This is a genomic window from Lentilactobacillus parafarraginis DSM 18390 = JCM 14109, assembly GCF_001435895.1.
In the GTDB taxonomy this organism is placed as follows: Bacteria; Bacillota; Bacilli; order Lactobacillales; family Lactobacillaceae; genus Lentilactobacillus; species Lentilactobacillus parafarraginis.
The window spans coordinates 1-14266 of the sequence record NZ_AZFZ01000037.1 but is presented as its reverse complement, the minus strand read 5'-3'; the positions used below and the strand labels follow the sequence as shown (position 1 = coordinate 14266).

The 14266-nt window shown below is 45.6% G+C and carries 12 protein-coding genes and 1 other annotated feature; of the genes, 2 read left to right on the top strand and 10 right to left on the bottom strand.

The features are described from left to right. Nucleotides 1–134: 134 nt before the first annotated feature. The 9 genes from brnQ to FD47_RS09085 all read right to left on the bottom strand — a co-directional run bounded on the left by brnQ (nt 135) and on the right by FD47_RS09085 (nt 10702). Entirely contained in the window at nt 135–1526 is a 1392-nt protein-coding gene (gene brnQ / locus FD47_RS09125) for a branched-chain amino acid transport system II carrier protein (RefSeq protein ID WP_054735111.1), read from the bottom strand. An 81-nt stretch (nt 1527–1607) separates the two neighbouring features. Continuing rightward, nucleotides 1608–1870 (bottom strand) — a binding site (T-box leader). A 112-nt stretch (nt 1871–1982) separates the two neighbouring features. After that, entirely contained in the window at nt 1983–3170 is a 1188-nt protein-coding gene (locus FD47_RS09120; protein WP_056980568.1) for a cation:proton antiporter, read from the bottom strand. A gap of 204 nt (nt 3171–3374) precedes the next feature. After that, nucleotides 3375–5150, bottom strand: coding sequence for a phosphatase PAP2 family protein (locus tag FD47_RS09115; RefSeq protein ID WP_056980565.1), 1776 nt, complete (start codon nt 5148–5150; stop codon nt 3375–3377). A gap of 320 nt (nt 5151–5470) precedes the next feature. Then, the gene (gene phoU / locus FD47_RS09110) at nt 5471–6196 is read right to left on the bottom strand and encodes a phosphate signaling complex protein PhoU (protein ID WP_054735109.1); all 726 of its coding nucleotides are present in this window, start codon (nt 6194–6196) and stop codon (nt 5471–5473) included. A 14-nt stretch (nt 6197–6210) separates the two neighbouring features. Continuing rightward, nucleotides 6211–6993: a phosphate ABC transporter ATP-binding protein PstB gene (gene pstB / locus FD47_RS09105; RefSeq protein ID WP_054735106.1), complete on the bottom strand. Its 783-nt coding sequence runs from the start codon at nt 6991–6993 to the stop codon at nt 6211–6213. Nucleotides 6994–7006: 13 nt separating this feature from the next. Next, complete coding sequence (pstB, locus tag FD47_RS09100; RefSeq protein WP_054735105.1) at nt 7007–7801, bottom strand: phosphate ABC transporter ATP-binding protein PstB; 795 nt, start codon at nt 7799–7801, stop codon at nt 7007–7009. 9 nt (nt 7802–7810) lie between these two features. Continuing rightward, nucleotides 7811–8698 carry a phosphate ABC transporter permease PstA gene (gene pstA / locus FD47_RS09095; RefSeq protein ID WP_008213473.1) on the bottom strand — a complete coding sequence of 296 codons (888 nt, stop codon included), beginning with the start codon at nt 8696–8698 and terminating at the stop codon, nt 7811–7813. Continuing rightward, nucleotides 8698–9657, bottom strand: coding sequence for a phosphate ABC transporter permease subunit PstC (pstC, locus tag FD47_RS09090; protein WP_225352886.1), 960 nt, complete (start codon nt 9655–9657; stop codon nt 8698–8700). Before pstC ends, pstA begins: the two co-directional genes overlap by 1 nt. A 151-nt stretch (nt 9658–9808) precedes the next feature. Next, complete coding sequence (locus FD47_RS09085; RefSeq protein ID WP_008213470.1) at nt 9809–10702, bottom strand: phosphate ABC transporter substrate-binding protein PstS family protein; 894 nt, start codon at nt 10700–10702, stop codon at nt 9809–9811. A gap of 169 nt (nt 10703–10871) precedes the next feature. Here FD47_RS09085 and FD47_RS09080 point away from each other — a divergent pair, with 169 nt between their 5' ends. Continuing rightward, nucleotides 10872–11627: a winged helix-turn-helix domain-containing protein gene (locus FD47_RS09080; protein WP_054735100.1), complete on the top strand. Its 756-nt coding sequence runs from the start codon at nt 10872–10874 to the stop codon at nt 11625–11627. A gap of 304 nt (nt 11628–11931) precedes the next feature. Further along, nucleotides 11932–13386 carry an NADP-dependent glyceraldehyde-3-phosphate dehydrogenase gene (locus tag FD47_RS09075; protein ID WP_056980563.1) on the top strand — a complete coding sequence of 485 codons (1455 nt, stop codon included), beginning with the start codon at nt 11932–11934 and terminating at the stop codon, nt 13384–13386. A 244-nt stretch (nt 13387–13630) separates the two neighbouring features. On the opposite strand, the gene FD47_RS09070 is transcribed toward FD47_RS09075, so the two are convergent. After that, a complete protein-coding gene (locus FD47_RS09070) occupies nt 13631–14044 on the bottom strand; it encodes a hypothetical protein (RefSeq protein WP_054735097.1) in 414 nt (137 codons plus the stop codon). Nucleotides 14045–14266 lie beyond the last annotated feature (222 nt).

The window sequence follows — 14266 nt, the reverse complement described above, 5'->3', positions numbered from 1 at the left end:
ATAATATTTGGACGAAAAAAGCTGGAACAAAATTTTTGGTTTTGTCCCGGCCTCGAGCTATGTGTAATGCGGTTGCGCACCGAATGATTTTCTATGTGATGTGAAAAGCCAATTAAAATGACGGTTATGTCAGTTTAATTATTATTGATTGATGATCCTTCAGAACTTGGAATGGCTTGCTTGGCGAATTTAGAAATGACCCAGCTGCCAATGAGGCCAAGCAGCATGAATGGCAGGAAATCCAACCCAACGCTGTAGAGAAAGATGTGGTGCGTTGCCCAAGCATTGATTGCGGCAATGAACGACTGATTAGCAAATATTGGCGGCAGGTTGTGAATCAAATCCAAAATTGCCGGGATCATGGTTAATGTAATCGTACTCCGGTAGATCAGGGGCCGACGACCGATAAATGGTCGCATAATCCCGAGAATGATCAATGAAATTGCCAGTGGGTAAAGGAAGCTCAGAATTGGTGATGAGTAAAGAATAATTTGGTCAAGCCCGAAGTTGGCAATTGAGAACGATACGATGGTGGCAAAAATCAAGAAGCGGTGATACCCAATTCGTGGGAACCGGCGGCCCCAATCTTGTGAAAGTGAGGTGATTAACCCAATCGAAGTGGTTAGGCAGGCAATCAGGGTGAGGGCGGCTAAGATTGACGCGCCGGCCATGCCGGTATAGTGCCGCATAATCGTGGTGAAGGCCGTCCCGCCGTCAGCGCTCATCTTGGTGTAAGCCAGACTCGAAGCACCTAGAGCAATCAGGAAGATGTAAATCAACGCTTCAAACCCCATTGTGAGGGCCCCAATAATCGCAACTGACTTGGAACGCTGGCGGTTATCCTTTTGACCAAATAATTTCAAAGCGGTCACAATCGTAACCCCAAATCCTAAGCCGGCCAAAGCATCCATGGTGTTGTAACCTTGCAAAAACCCGTTGATCAGTGAACCCGTTCCCTGACCGCTTGCGGGAAACAGTGACATACTGCGCATGTCGCCGCCCTTTAAGAAGAAGGCAACGAAGAACAGAAAGGCGAGGAGCAAAACCAGAATTGGGTTCAAAATTTTTCCGACGTTGCGGGTCAATTTGTTTTGGTTATAGGCCAAGAGTAACGTTGCCCCAAAGAACAGAAATGAGAAGATTAAGAGACTCCATTGCGTCCACGCCTTTGGAATAAACGGCTGAATTCCCATTGAGAAGGTAACCGTGGCCGTCCGTGGTGAGGCAATCAGCAGCCCCAGTGACGAGTGGGTTAAGATCAGAAATACCAGGGCAAAAATCTTGCCGGCTGGCAATGCTAAATCATACATACTGCTACTTTCGGTCATACTGATCGAAAGAATTGACAGCAATGGCAAACAGATGGCTGAAACCAGAAATCCGATGGCAGCTGGCAACCAATTTTGGCCGGCCATCTGTCCTAAGTGAATTGGAAAGATTAAGTTTCCGGCACCAAAGAACATGCCGAACAACAATGAAGCGGTAATAATATATTGCTTACGCGTTAAGTTGAGTCCTTTTTCCATGTTGCAGTTCCTCCTGTATAAAATTAATGAGCGAATAATTGCCTGACAACGAAAAAAACGCCCTTAGCTGTTATTACAACAGCTAAGGACGTTTGCACGTGTTACCACCTTTATTCCTAATTATCTCACAATAATTAGCTCGAAAAGTACGACTTAGAAGAGACCGGTCAGATCTAAGTGATACTCCATTGCGGTAATGGGCGCATTCCCAGTAACGACTACCATTGAAAATCATCGTTACAACTTGTAGATTACTTTCATCATCAATCCAACTGCTCCATCTCACCAAATCGGAGCTCTCTTCAAGTCGTCATGAAAACTACTCTTCTACGCATCGTTTTTTCGTTTATCTCGTTGTCATTGGTTAAGATTCTATTCACTTAACATGAGAATGTCAAGAATATTTCTTAAAAAGTGTGAAAAAAACTTATTAATTATCACTTCGTGGAAAATCGATTACAAGACAGGCGCGTCCACTTTTCGCGTTTGCGGCAAGTGATGAATTGCGTGCTTTAACAAAAATGGCGCAATCATCGTCGATAAAATAATCACCAAAATTAAATCCGAGTAATACGCCGGCGAAAGCAAGCCAGACGAGAACCCAATTTGAGCGGTAATCAGCCCCATTTCGCCGCGACTAATCATGCCACTGCCAATCATGTAGCTACTGTGAATGTCAAAGCCGTTCACCAGTGCCCCGAGCCCACAGCCAAATAATTTGCTGAGGCAGGCCAAAACGGTTAGCACCCCGACAAATAGTAACGAGGATGCCAAATGGGTAAAGGACATGTTCAACCCAATACTGACAAAGAACATCGGGACAAATATCGCGTAGCCAATGGGTTCCATATGACTCTCAATGGTTTGCCGATAAGGCGTATGGGCAACCGCAATCCCAGCGAAAAACGCCCCAACGGCACCACTCAGGCCAACTGCATCCGCGCACCACGCCATCCCAAGGCAAATGACCATTGACGTGATGGTGACGCTGGAAGCCATTAACAGCCGTTCCCCAATTCGCATCAGGTAAGGGACGATCCATTTAACCATGAGGTAGGTCAGCCCAAAGAAACCAATTTGTTCGATGAAAATTAGCACGATACTGGTAGATGACTGACTCGTTTGGATTCCCTGGGTCCCCATGACGCTGATCATAATTGATAGCAGAATGACCCCAATAATATCATCGGCAACCGCCGCGCCGAGAATCGTTGCCCCTTCCTTGGTATCCAAGGCGTGATAGTCGCGCAAAACCTCAACCGAAATCGACACCGAGGTGGCGCTGAACACAACGCCGATAAAAATTGCTTCCAACACCGAAAATGAAAACATCACACAAGCGGCGCCGATCAGGAGCACCGGAAAAATCACGCCGACAATTGCCACGACGATCGCGGGTCGTAAGTATTTTCTTAGGAGGGCAAGATTGCTTTCCAACCCCCCAATGAACATCAGGATGATCACGCCGATTTGTGAAAATAGATTTAATAAACTATCGAGTTTGATCAAATTAAGAATTGCGGGCCCGACGACAATTCCGACCATAATTTGCCCAATCACGGCGGGAATACCAATCCGATTACACAGGTGTCCCGCCAAGGTCGTCAAAATAAGCAATAAACAAAGTGCGCCAATAAAGTTCACGTAACCGCCTCCCAACAAACCAAAGATCCCCTGAAATGACATAATTTCAGGGGATCTTTCAGTACTCGTTCAATTAACCAGTTTTCGCCACCCATGAATTACGTTATTTCGAACCATTATTGCTTTAAAGCGTAATCCGGGAAACGGAGATTGTCAATTTCAGGTTCGGAAACTGGTTATTGAAATTAAAGTGGTTTTCGGAAACTAATCGGTAACTTTCACAGATTTATTCGTATAAACAACGTGGGCATTTTTCCCAAATCCTTCAAGCTTAACGTGGCTAAATTTACCGGTCCGCTTAGAGAATGTCAGAACGGTCTGGTTCTTCGATTTCGCACCATTCACAACCAGCGTTCCGTTAAGGTGAGCTGATCCATCAACCGTTGCCCGATCCCCCGCGTTAACGTGAAGGGTGGCATCCTTAGCCTGATGGTAAGTTCCCTTAACCGTAACATGTTTAGCGCTCAGCGTTACGGTACCGCCATCCAGTGTCAATGAGCCATTTCCGAATGCATGATCGTTTTGAGCAACCAAAGTGCCTGCCTTCACCGTTGTCCCACCAGCATAGGTGTTATCGCCAATCAAGGTTAACTGGCCGCTGCCGGCCTTGGTTAAGCCACCCTTACCCGAGATCGCGTTCTTCCAAGTATCAGCAGCTTGATAGCCGCCCTTTGAAGCGTCCATTGTCACCGTGGTATTAGTCAAGAATTCTCCGAACCCATTAGCGGCCTTAAAGAGGTTCAAACGACCCCAGCCTTCCGGATCATCGAGCATTGGGTAGCCAGATGGTAATCCGGTTGTGTAAAGAACCTCTCGCCGTTGAGCATCTGATAGGTATGGCAAGCGGGTCTTCAGGAGAACTTCGGCGCCCTTAGGGACAACCATCGGCTTAGTGGTACTGCTGATTGGCTTAAATCCGTACGTTAAGCGGTACGTGTAGTCCTTCAAATTTTGTTGATAGTTGGCAAACGTGTCCTTGGCGGTTGAATCAGCGGCCTTACTCAAGTCTTTTTGGGCATCTTGATAAGCCTGATCAATTAACTGCTTATTTGCTGGATCATTGAGGGTTGAAGCGGTCATTGCCGTTCCCAGAATCCGGCCTCCCATCACAGCAAATGGTGAGTGGCGGCCAGCCAGAACCCGATCATAACCCACTTCAGACGAGCGGGTGATTAATTGTTGATATCGCTGTGGAAAGACGTAGGCAAGCGCTTCGCCAGTTTCAAAAGCGGCTGTCGTGTGGCCGCTTGGAAAATCATAGTCGGTCTTAGGGGCAGCGGCCATCACGTTTACCAAATACGGGTTGACCTTGACTTGGCTGCTTAAGCGATAAGGGCGCTCATATTTGATGTAACCCTTCGGCGTCCCTGTGCTGGACCAATCAGAGGCTTCGTTGAGATCCACCAGCTTGACAACGGAACCGAGCTTAGAATTTTCATCAGCCCATTTCATTGAACTATATGGTGAGTTTGCGGGGAGCGGCGCACTGGGAACCGAATTAAAATCGGTTTGGGCATCAGCGTCCTTAATGAACGCGGTTGAATAGGGTCCCAAACCGCTAATCAAGTTATAACGAAGGTCCCGGCGATCAGTGAGATAAGACCGGTCAATTTCTGCTTGAGTCGCGTTATTCGTAATTGGGATTGATTTATCCAAATTTTCCTGTAATAATTCAGCATTCTTCTTAGTACCATCGGGCGACCAATAGCTTAAGAATGTGTTATCAAAAATCGCAATGGCCGGATTATTATCCGGTGTGGTGTTCGTCTTAACGTTCTCCTTGTAATGATCGACAAAGTAGCCGTAAGGCCCCTGAACCGGCGTGATTGCCTTTTTCAACGATTCGCTTGCATCCAGACTCCCTTTTGCGGCTGCGGCATGACTTATTTGTTGGTGGCCACTCAGTGTAACGGTCGCAACTGATAATACGAACGCACACTTCAACGCACCTTTAAGCAATGACTTACAACGACTTCCCATTGACAATACCCTCCAAAGTAAAGAATTGATGTTACGAAATGCTTATCAGAATCACAATAATGGCCAGAACAACAAGTGAGATCACCCAACCGATTTTGGGGGTATGTCTCATTTCGTTGAGTACCGTCGACATGATTTCCACCATCCTTCAATAAATGCCTGATAACCATTCATCTTCCATCTATAAGGGTACCCGGATAGTGTAAATTGCGATGCACTAACATGTAAAGAATACGTAAAAATGGTGTCAAAAAGACCGCAAACATATTCGGAAACTAATCGGAAACTAGTTTGCGAATCGGTTTTCGGTAACCAACAATTCATTTAATTGATTCATTTGTGCCAATTGCGTCTGAATACAGGCGCTTAACCAATTCCGGATTGGCCTTTCCGGGATTTAACTCGACAATCTTTCCGCTGGCACTATAGACAATCCATTCCGCCAAGTTCACAATGTGATCCCCAATTCGTTCAAGTAGTCGAATGACCAGGAAGTAACTTGAGCTCGACTGAACCGTTTCTGAATCATGGTTTACAGCCGTTACAATTGCGTTGCGAATTTCCAAATACTGCTTGTCGACATCGACGTCCTTCTTAGATAAATTCCGCGCGGCCAACTCATTATTTTTCGTGTACGCATCCAGCGCTCTTTCCAACATATCACGAATCTGATCGGTCATCGTCGCGATTTCTTTTTCAACACCCGGAATCCGCGCTTGGCCCTTCATTCGAATGGTCTCACGGGAAATACTGACGGCGTGATCACCAATCCGCTCCAAATCAGAACTGGCTTTTAGAATGCTGATAATTACCCGAAAATCCGTGGCAACCGGCTGCTGGAGGGCAATTAGTTTTAAAGCCTGCTTTTCAAGATCCATTTCCTCACCATTTGTATTGGTGTCGGCATCGATCACTTCCTGGGCCAATTTTTTATCATGCTCAATAAATGCCTGGGTTGAATTATAAATCTGTTCACTAATATTCAAGCCCATTTCAACGAATCGTCCGTGGAGCTTCTTTAACTCATCACCGAATAATGCTCTCATTTTGCTTGTTCCTCCTAGCCAAACTTTCCGTTTAGGTAATCGCTGGTTTCTTCTTTTTCCGGGTTCATAAACAATTTTTCGGTCTTATCGTATTCAACCAAATTCCCATTCAGCAGGAAGGCGGTCCGATCAGAAATTCGGGAAGCCTGCTGCATATTATGGGTCACAATGATGACCGTGTACTTATCGTGAATGTTCAAAAGGGTGTCCTCAATTTTTGCACTGGAAATTGGATCCAAAGCACTGGTTGGTTCGTCCAACAGAACCACTTCCGGCTGAACAGCCAACACCCGGGCAACACAGATCCGTTGTTGCTGGCCACCGGAAAATGACAGCGCGTTGTCGTACAAGTTGTCCTTAACTTCATCCCAAATGGCCGCCTGCTTTAAGCTGGTTTCGACCCGTTCGTCTAAAATACTCTTATCATGGACGCCAGCCAGCCGTAAACCATAAGCAACGTTTTCATAAACGCTGAATGGAAACGGATTAGGCTGTTGAAACACCATGCCGACCCGTTTTCGCAGATCAACCACGTCGACCTTGGGAGCATAAATATCTTGATCCTCCAATTTCATGGAACCAGTAATCTTAACCCCCGGAATCAAGTCATTCATCCGGTTCAAGCACCGCAGATACGTCGACTTCCCACAACCAGAGGGCCCGATCAGCGCGGTAATCTCGTGTTCGCCAAAATCAAGATCAATGCCGTGGAGCGCTTCAAAGTCGCCGTAGTATAGGTGAACGTCTTCAGATGTAATAATCTGTTTGGTTGTCGCTTTCGTTGATGTATTTTCCATTATCAGGACCCCTTTAACCGAAGTTTCCGGAAATATAATCTTCAGTGGCTTTAATTTCTGGATTCGTAAAAATGTTTTCCGTCTTATCATATTCAAGTACATGGCCCATGTGGAAGAACGCCGTGTAATCAGCAATTCGTGACGCCTGCTGCATATTGTGGGTCACGATAATAATTGAGTAACTCTTCCGTAATTGCTTCAGGGTTTCCTCAATTTTAGCCGTTGAAATTGGATCCAACGCGCTTGCCGGCTCATCTAACAAGAGAATGTCGGGCTTCATTGCAACACAGCGGGCGATACAAAGCCGCTGCTGCTGCCCGCCGGATAGCGCCAGGGCACTTTTATCGAGGTCGTCCTTGACTTCGTCCCAGAGAGCCGCCGATTTCAAACTGTTTTCAACCCGGTATTCTAATTCCGCCTTGTCCTTAATGCCGTTGCGTTTCAGCGCAAAGGTAATATTTTCCCGAATGGATTTCGCGAATGGATTGGGCCGTTGGAACACCATGCTGATATGCTTGCGAACTTCGTAAACATTAATTTTCTTACTATTAATATCGGTATCCCGATAAATAATTTTTCCCTCAACCGTCGCAATGGCATCGTTCATTCGGTTGAGCGATCGCAGATAGGTTGACTTACCAGAACCAGAAGCGCCAATTAACGCAGTGATCCGGTAACGGGGAAATTCCAGACTGGCATCGGTCATCGCATGATTTTTACCATAGTAAACTTGAAGGTCCTCAGTCGTCAGGGCTTTTTCAGTCGGAATATGAACAATGTGTTTTTCGTCAAATGAGTAATCTTGCATGATATCCTCCTACTTCGCCGCCGTCATCCGCTTGTAAACCCAGTTACCCAAGAAACGCGCACCAAGGTTGAACAGCAGAATCACAACAATTAAGACCGCCGAGGCCCCACTGGAAATTTGGAGCGCATCCGGCGTAACGCCTTCAGTATTAACTTTCCAGATATGAACAGCTAAGGTTTCCGCTGGACGCATCGGGTTGAGAAAACTTGCGGGACTGAATGGGTTCCAGTTACTGTAGCTGACCATTGGGGCACTTTGGCCTGCCGTGTAAATCAAAGCAGCGGCTTCACCGAATACCCGGCCGGCACTCAGAATAATCCCGGTTAAGATCCCTGGCAGCGCGGCGGGAAAAACAATTCCCGTAATGGTTTTCCATCGTGATAATCCCAACGACAACCCGGCTTCCCGTTGCAGATCCGGTACATCTTCGAGAGATTCTTCAATACTCCGGGTAAGCAGGGGCAGGTTAAAGAATGTCAGCGCGATGGCCCCAGCCAGAATTGAGAAGCCAAGGTTGAACTTGATAACAAATAATAAATAGCCAAACAAACCGACAACCACTGACGGTAACGAACTTAACACTTCGATTGCCGTCCGGATAATGTTCGTAAACCAATTGTTGGGGGCGTATTCCGAGAGATAAATCCCAGATCCCAGGGCAATTGGAAAGGAAATTAACAGGGTTAATACCAATAGGTAGAGTGAGTTGAATAGTTGATCCCGAATCCCACCGCCCGATTTAAACGACTCAGCGGCCGATGTCAGAAAGTGAAAGGAGACGTGGGGGACACCGGTAATTAAAATGTATCCCAGAAGAAAGACCAGAATGCCGACAACTGCGACCACAAGCGCGTAGATCACGCCGGTCGCGACATTATTCGCAGCTTTTGAATTCATTATTTAAGACTCCCTCGCTTTCCGATAATTCGAACGATAATGTTGAAGACCAATGACATCAATAGGAGGATTAATGCCAGTGACCACAAAGCGTTATTTGGCAGGGTCCCCATGGTCGTGTTACCGATCCCGGTGGTTAATTGACTGGTCAAAGTTGAAGATGGCGTCAACAGGCCGTGCGGCATCAAAGTAGCGTTCCCAATGACCATTTGAACAGCTAAGGCTTCACCGAATGCCCGGGCCATCCCGAAGATGATCGCGGTTAAAATCCCTGGGGTTGCGGCTCTAAGAACCACCTTGTGAATGGTTTGCCACCTGGTTGCGCCTAAGGCTAACGATGCGGAACGATAGTACATGGGAACGGAACGAATACTATCGATTGACAATGACGTAATCGTTGGCAGAACCATGACGAACAACACAATCGTTCCGGCCAGGATCCCGAATCCAGTACCGCCAAACGCGTGCCGAATCAATGGGACAATCACTGACAAACCAATGAACCCGTAAACAACTGAGGGAATCCCAACCAGCAATTCGATAACCGGTTGAAGGAATTTTGTCCCCCGGCGCGGCGAGATTTCGGTCATAAACAGTGCCACGCCAATCGCAAACGGGGTAGCGACCAAAGCAGCCAAAACCGTCACGCTAAATGACGTGACAATCATTGGCAGCGCGCCAATTTCAGGATTTCCATGAGAATCTAACATCCCCGGATTCCAGTTGCTTCCCGACAGGAACGCCCATAAACTGACGTGATCCTGGGTGAACGTTGCCAACCCCCGCGTGGTGATAAAGTACAAAATTGAAAGCACCAGCAACCCCACGAACGCGATACAGATGTAACTGATTGTCTTGCCAAAGTAATCCTGATGAGTCGCCTTTGATGGATTTCGTAATTCCTTTTTGATCCCATCCATCTTAAGCTTGTCGTTTGCCTCAGGCTTAATCCCTTCCATAATCATTAACCTCCTAAATGTTTAAACGAACCGTTATTGCTTTAACCGGATGAAGGCTGGGGGCAACTTACAAGTTTGCCGCCAGCCTCCATGTGATTAAACGCTATTTGATTTCTTAAAGATGACTGAATTATTTAGTTATTCGCCGGAACTACTTAGTGGTTACGGCACCGCTGGCATTCTTTTGAACTTTCATGTCATGGATACTGATGTAACCCAGTTTTTGTACTAAGCTGTTTTGAACCTTACCTGAATCCATGTAGTTCAAGAACTTCTTAGTAGCAGCGTTTGGTTGACCCTTGGTGTACATGTGCTCGTATGACCAGATCTTCCATTTGTTATTCTCAACGTTTTGATCATCTGGTTTCACACCATTGATCGATGGGGCTTCAATCTTGCTGTTAACGTATGAGAAGGCCAAGTAACTGATGGTTCCTGGGGTGCTTGACACAATCTTTTGAACGGTTCCGTTTGAATCTTGTTCCTGAGTCTTAATGGCCTTTGCGCCTTCAAGAACGGCCCCTTCAAATGTTGCTCGCGTACCACTACCGGAAACCCGGTTCACAACGTTGATCTTGAGGTTTTTACCGCCAACCTGTTTCCAGTTTGTAACTTTGCCGGTAAAGATGTTCTTCAATTGACTCATAGTCAAGTTCTTAACGCCAACGCCCTTGTTAACAACGGGAGTCATACCAACAACGGCAACCTTGTGGTCAACCAATTCCTTGGCTTTAATTCCGGTTTGCTGTTCAGCGAAGATATCCGAGTTACCAATTGTAACGGCACCCTGTTGAACTTGGCTAAGACCAGTACCAGAACCGCCACCTTGAACGGAAATGTTGACCTTGCTATTATCCTTTTGATAATTGCTTGCTGCCTGTTCAACTAATGGCTGAAGTGCGGTGGAGCCGACTGCCGTAATTTTGACATTTGAACTTGATGACGACTTCTTTGATGAACTTGCACTATTTGAGCCACACCCGGCAAGTAATACCCCCATAGCAGACAAAGCTACGATTGCTGAAAAAAAGGATCTTTTTTTCATGATATGATTTCCTCCTAATTGAAACCCGTTTTTTAGTACTCATTTAAGTACAGCCTTAATATATCAACGTCATGTAAATATCGAGTTTCGTTTATGTAAAAGTAACGTAAATATCGCCGATTTTGGTCAAAAGTATGGCATAACTTAATATGTAATTAATTTATCTAAAATGGAGGAATTGCAGATGCCATTGGAAATGCTACTCATTAGTCAAGATTTACAACTCGCCAATCAGCTCGAAAAAACGTTGAATTCCTTTCACATCAAATTGCGAGTCTCATTTGAACCTTTAGAACACCTTTTGCAGCAAATCTCCGGCGTCGTTTGGGATCTAAACAGTATTTCACTCCCCCACAATTCTTCGGAAATCCAAATTATGCGCAGTCAGGTTGCCGGCCCGATCCTACTACTGGCGGACGCCAACCAACCGATTGACCAGATCTGCAGCTACTTTCTCACCTATCATTTGGATGATTACGTGAGAAAAGCTTCTATAAATGAAATTGCGGCCCGAATCGTTCAAAAGCTCTGGGTTTATCAGAATAAGGATCGCCTGCAGATTAATCGCCAGGGTCAAGCGACAACGAATTTGACAGTCGGGGATTTGAAGATTGATTTGAATAAGTTTCAGGTGGCCAACGGTACCAACCGGTTAAGTCTCAGCCCAATTGAATATAAGTTACTGCTATTTTTCATTAGTCATTCAAATACCGTTCTGAGTCGGGCTCAGATTGCCTCCGCGGTTTGGGGAAATACCAGCGGGGCCACGCTGCGAATTATCGATACCCATATTAGTAATCTCCGAAAAAAGATCGAAAAGAAGCCCAAAAAGCCCCAGATGCTAAGAACCATCCGGGGCTTTGGGTATCTATTCAAATATGAGGGTGAGGATGCTGGGGTTCGCGATCAGCGCCAGCAGCGGTAACCATTCATTCACGATGTAAGACATCTACTGAATTTAATTTACCATTTTCATTAACTGACCACTTCGATAAGGGTAGTGATCAGTTTTTGTTTTCTGAAAATCATGATAAAAACGGGGTTTTCTAAGACGAGCTTGATAACGAACGATTGTTTTTTTGGATGAACGAGAATTGGAAACGCTTTAATAATCGCAAGTACCATCATTAGCTAGTATTTGTTGCGCAATGGTTGTAAAATTGACTCTAATGAAATTAAACCATTTTCATAATTTATTCTGAAAATGTCTTGAAAGGAGTCTTATTTATATGGATATTGTCAAAAACGATGTCACCACATACCCAGCATACTTTGCTAGTGACTGGCAGACTAGTGAATCTAATAAGACCATTGCAATTCAATCGCCTTGGCGTCACGAAACCATCGGCCGGGTGCAGGCCGTTACCCAATCCGAGGTTGATCAAGTAATTGACGCCGCTAAGAAAGCTCAGAAACCGTGGGCAAAGCTGTCATTAGGCGAACGTGGGGCCTACTTAAATAAGTGGGCTGACGAACTTGATAAGCAAAAGGATGACTTGGCAACTGCCGTCATGGATGAAGTTGGTAAGAATTACAAGGCCGCCAAAGGTGAAGTTGTTCGGACCATTAATTTAATCCGTTACACCGTTCAAGAAGCCTTACATATGCACGGCGAAAGTGTCCGTGGCGATGGCTTCCCAGGTGGTTCCAAAGAAAAATTAGGGATTATCGAACGGGTTCCCCTTGGCGTTGTGCTCGCCATTTCGCCATTTAATTATCCGGTTAACCTGTCGGCTTCCAAGATTGCCCCAGCCTTAATGGCGGGCAACGCGGTCATTTTCAAGCCAGCAACTCAAGGATCAATCAGTGGCATTAAGATGATTCAAGCCCTCGATAAAGCTGGTCTTCCAAAGGGCTTGTTAAGCTTGGTTACTGGTCACGGCTCGGAAATTGGTGATTACCTCACCGAGCATCCCGGCATTAACATGATTAGTTTTACAGGTAGTACCCGAACCGGTAAACGGCTCTCTCAAAAGTCCATCATGATTCCGCTGGTTCTTGAACTTGGTGGTAAGGATCCGGCAATTGTTTGTTCAGACGCCGATCTGGATGTCACCGTCAAGAATATTATCAGCGGCGCGTTCTCGTACTCCGGTCAACGGTGTACTGCCGTTAAGCGGGTCTTAGTCGATGACAAGATTGCCGACCAATTAGTTGCCAAATTAAAGACGGCCGTTGAAAATTTGAGCGTCGGTTCTCCGGCTGACAACAGCACCATCGTTCCTTTAATTGACAACAAGGCCGCCGACTTTGTTTCCGGTTTAATTGATGACGCGTTGGATAAGGGCGCCACCTTAGTAACCGGTAACCACCGCGATGGTAATTTATTAACGCCAACCTTGTTGGACAATGTTACCCAGGATATGGACGTTGCCTGGATCGAGCCATTCGGTCCGGTTCTGCCAATCATTCGGGTTCATTCGTTAAACGAAGCCATCAAGATTGCCAACAAATCCAGCTTTGGTTTACAGGCCAGTGTCTTCACCCAAGACATTGATAAAGCTCTGGAAGCTGCCGGCGCCATTGAAGTTGGAACTGTTCAAGTCAACGGCCGACCATCAAGAGGCCCTGACAACTTCCCATTCCTAGGTGTCAAAGCCTCCGGAATGGGCACTCAAGGGGTTCACAACAGTATTCTCTCGATGTCACGGGAGAAGTTGACGGTGGTTAACCTGAGACCGTAGTGAAATAACATTTAATCGAAAAAACGCCTTCTTAGGAGGAACAAGCATGCGACTGATGCTGTTCTTTGAGAAGGCGTTTTTATAATGCGCTAGATTCATTGATTTTCTTTTGCTGGTTGTATAAAACCTAGGCGACAAGGCCTGTTTACCTTTTTAATTTTTACTGACTCGTCAGATTCGATGTCCAAAGAGCTTCGAACCGCTCGAGCAATGGAGTCGTCTATTTTGCATTTTATCATCAATGCTAGTTATCTTCTGGTAATTGATTAGGGTTCTTGTCTTTAGATTCATTGGGATTATGCCCCTTCATCAAATAGCCGCGCCAAACCCAACCGGTATTGTGTTGGCCATCAACTTGGTAATACACCCGCTTTTTAGAACCCTTTTGAAGCACCCAAACATCAACAACGTTCCAAGTTTCATATGGATACTTATTTAAATTTGAATGCTTACTAACTGTCGGTGTCTTCCAAAGAATCGCACTCTTTTTAGGATTCTTAGCATGATAAGGGACCCCCGGATAGGCACTTCCTTTAATAACCGTCCATCCTGACTTCAGAACAATTCGTTGTTGTGCCGATACGGATATCGTCGTGATGGGAAGCATCAACCCAATCACAAACACGCTCATCATGATTAGCAGAATTCGCTTTTTCATTTAATTCACCTCTCTTAAAACTGATTATAGTGAAAAAAAGACATTAAAGGAAGTTTTGGAGTCCTGAAAACTTTCGTTAGATAATCTTCCCTAAAAATACAAATTACATACAGAAATCCATCATGCCAGCGGTTTTGCTAAGAGCAAATCAAAAACCATCCAAAACGGTTCAAAACCGCCTCGAATGGCTTCTTCTTAGAAACTGTTTGAGATCTAAATTGA

Bases quoted from the DNA above. Each gene is read 5' to 3' on its own strand.
- phoU (WP_054735109.1), bottom strand. From the start codon at position 6,196: ATGAGAGCATTATTCGGTGATGAGTTAAAGAAGCTCCACGGACGATTC.
- pstA (WP_008213473.1), bottom strand. From the start codon at position 8,698: ATGAATTCAAAAGCTGCGAATAATGTCGCGACCGGCGTGATCTACGCG.
- FD47_RS09085 (WP_008213470.1), bottom strand. From the start codon at position 10,702: ATGAAAAAAAGATCCTTTTTTTCAGCAATCGTAGCTTTGTCTGCTATG.
- FD47_RS09075 (WP_056980563.1), top strand. From the start codon at position 11,932: ATGGATATTGTCAAAAACGATGTCACCACATACCCAGCATACTTTGCT.
- pstB (WP_054735106.1), bottom strand. From the start codon at position 6,993: ATGGAAAATACATCAACGAAAGCGACAACCAAACAGATTATTACATCT.
- pstB (WP_054735105.1), bottom strand. From the start codon at position 7,801: ATGCAAGATTACTCATTTGACGAAAAACACATTGTTCATATTCCGACT.
- FD47_RS09080 (WP_054735100.1), top strand. From the start codon at position 10,872: ATGGAGGAATTGCAGATGCCATTGGAAATGCTACTCATTAGTCAAGAT.
- pstC (WP_225352886.1), bottom strand. From the start codon at position 9,657: ATGGAAGGGATTAAGCCTGAGGCAAACGACAAGCTTAAGATGGATGGG.
- brnQ (WP_054735111.1), bottom strand. From the start codon at position 1,526: ATGGAAAAAGGACTCAACTTAACGCGTAAGCAATATATTATTACCGCT.
- FD47_RS09070 (WP_054735097.1), bottom strand. From the start codon at position 14,044: ATGAAAAAGCGAATTCTGCTAATCATGATGAGCGTGTTTGTGATTGGG.
- FD47_RS09115 (WP_056980565.1), bottom strand. From the start codon at position 5,150: ATGGGAAGTCGTTGTAAGTCATTGCTTAAAGGTGCGTTGAAGTGTGCG.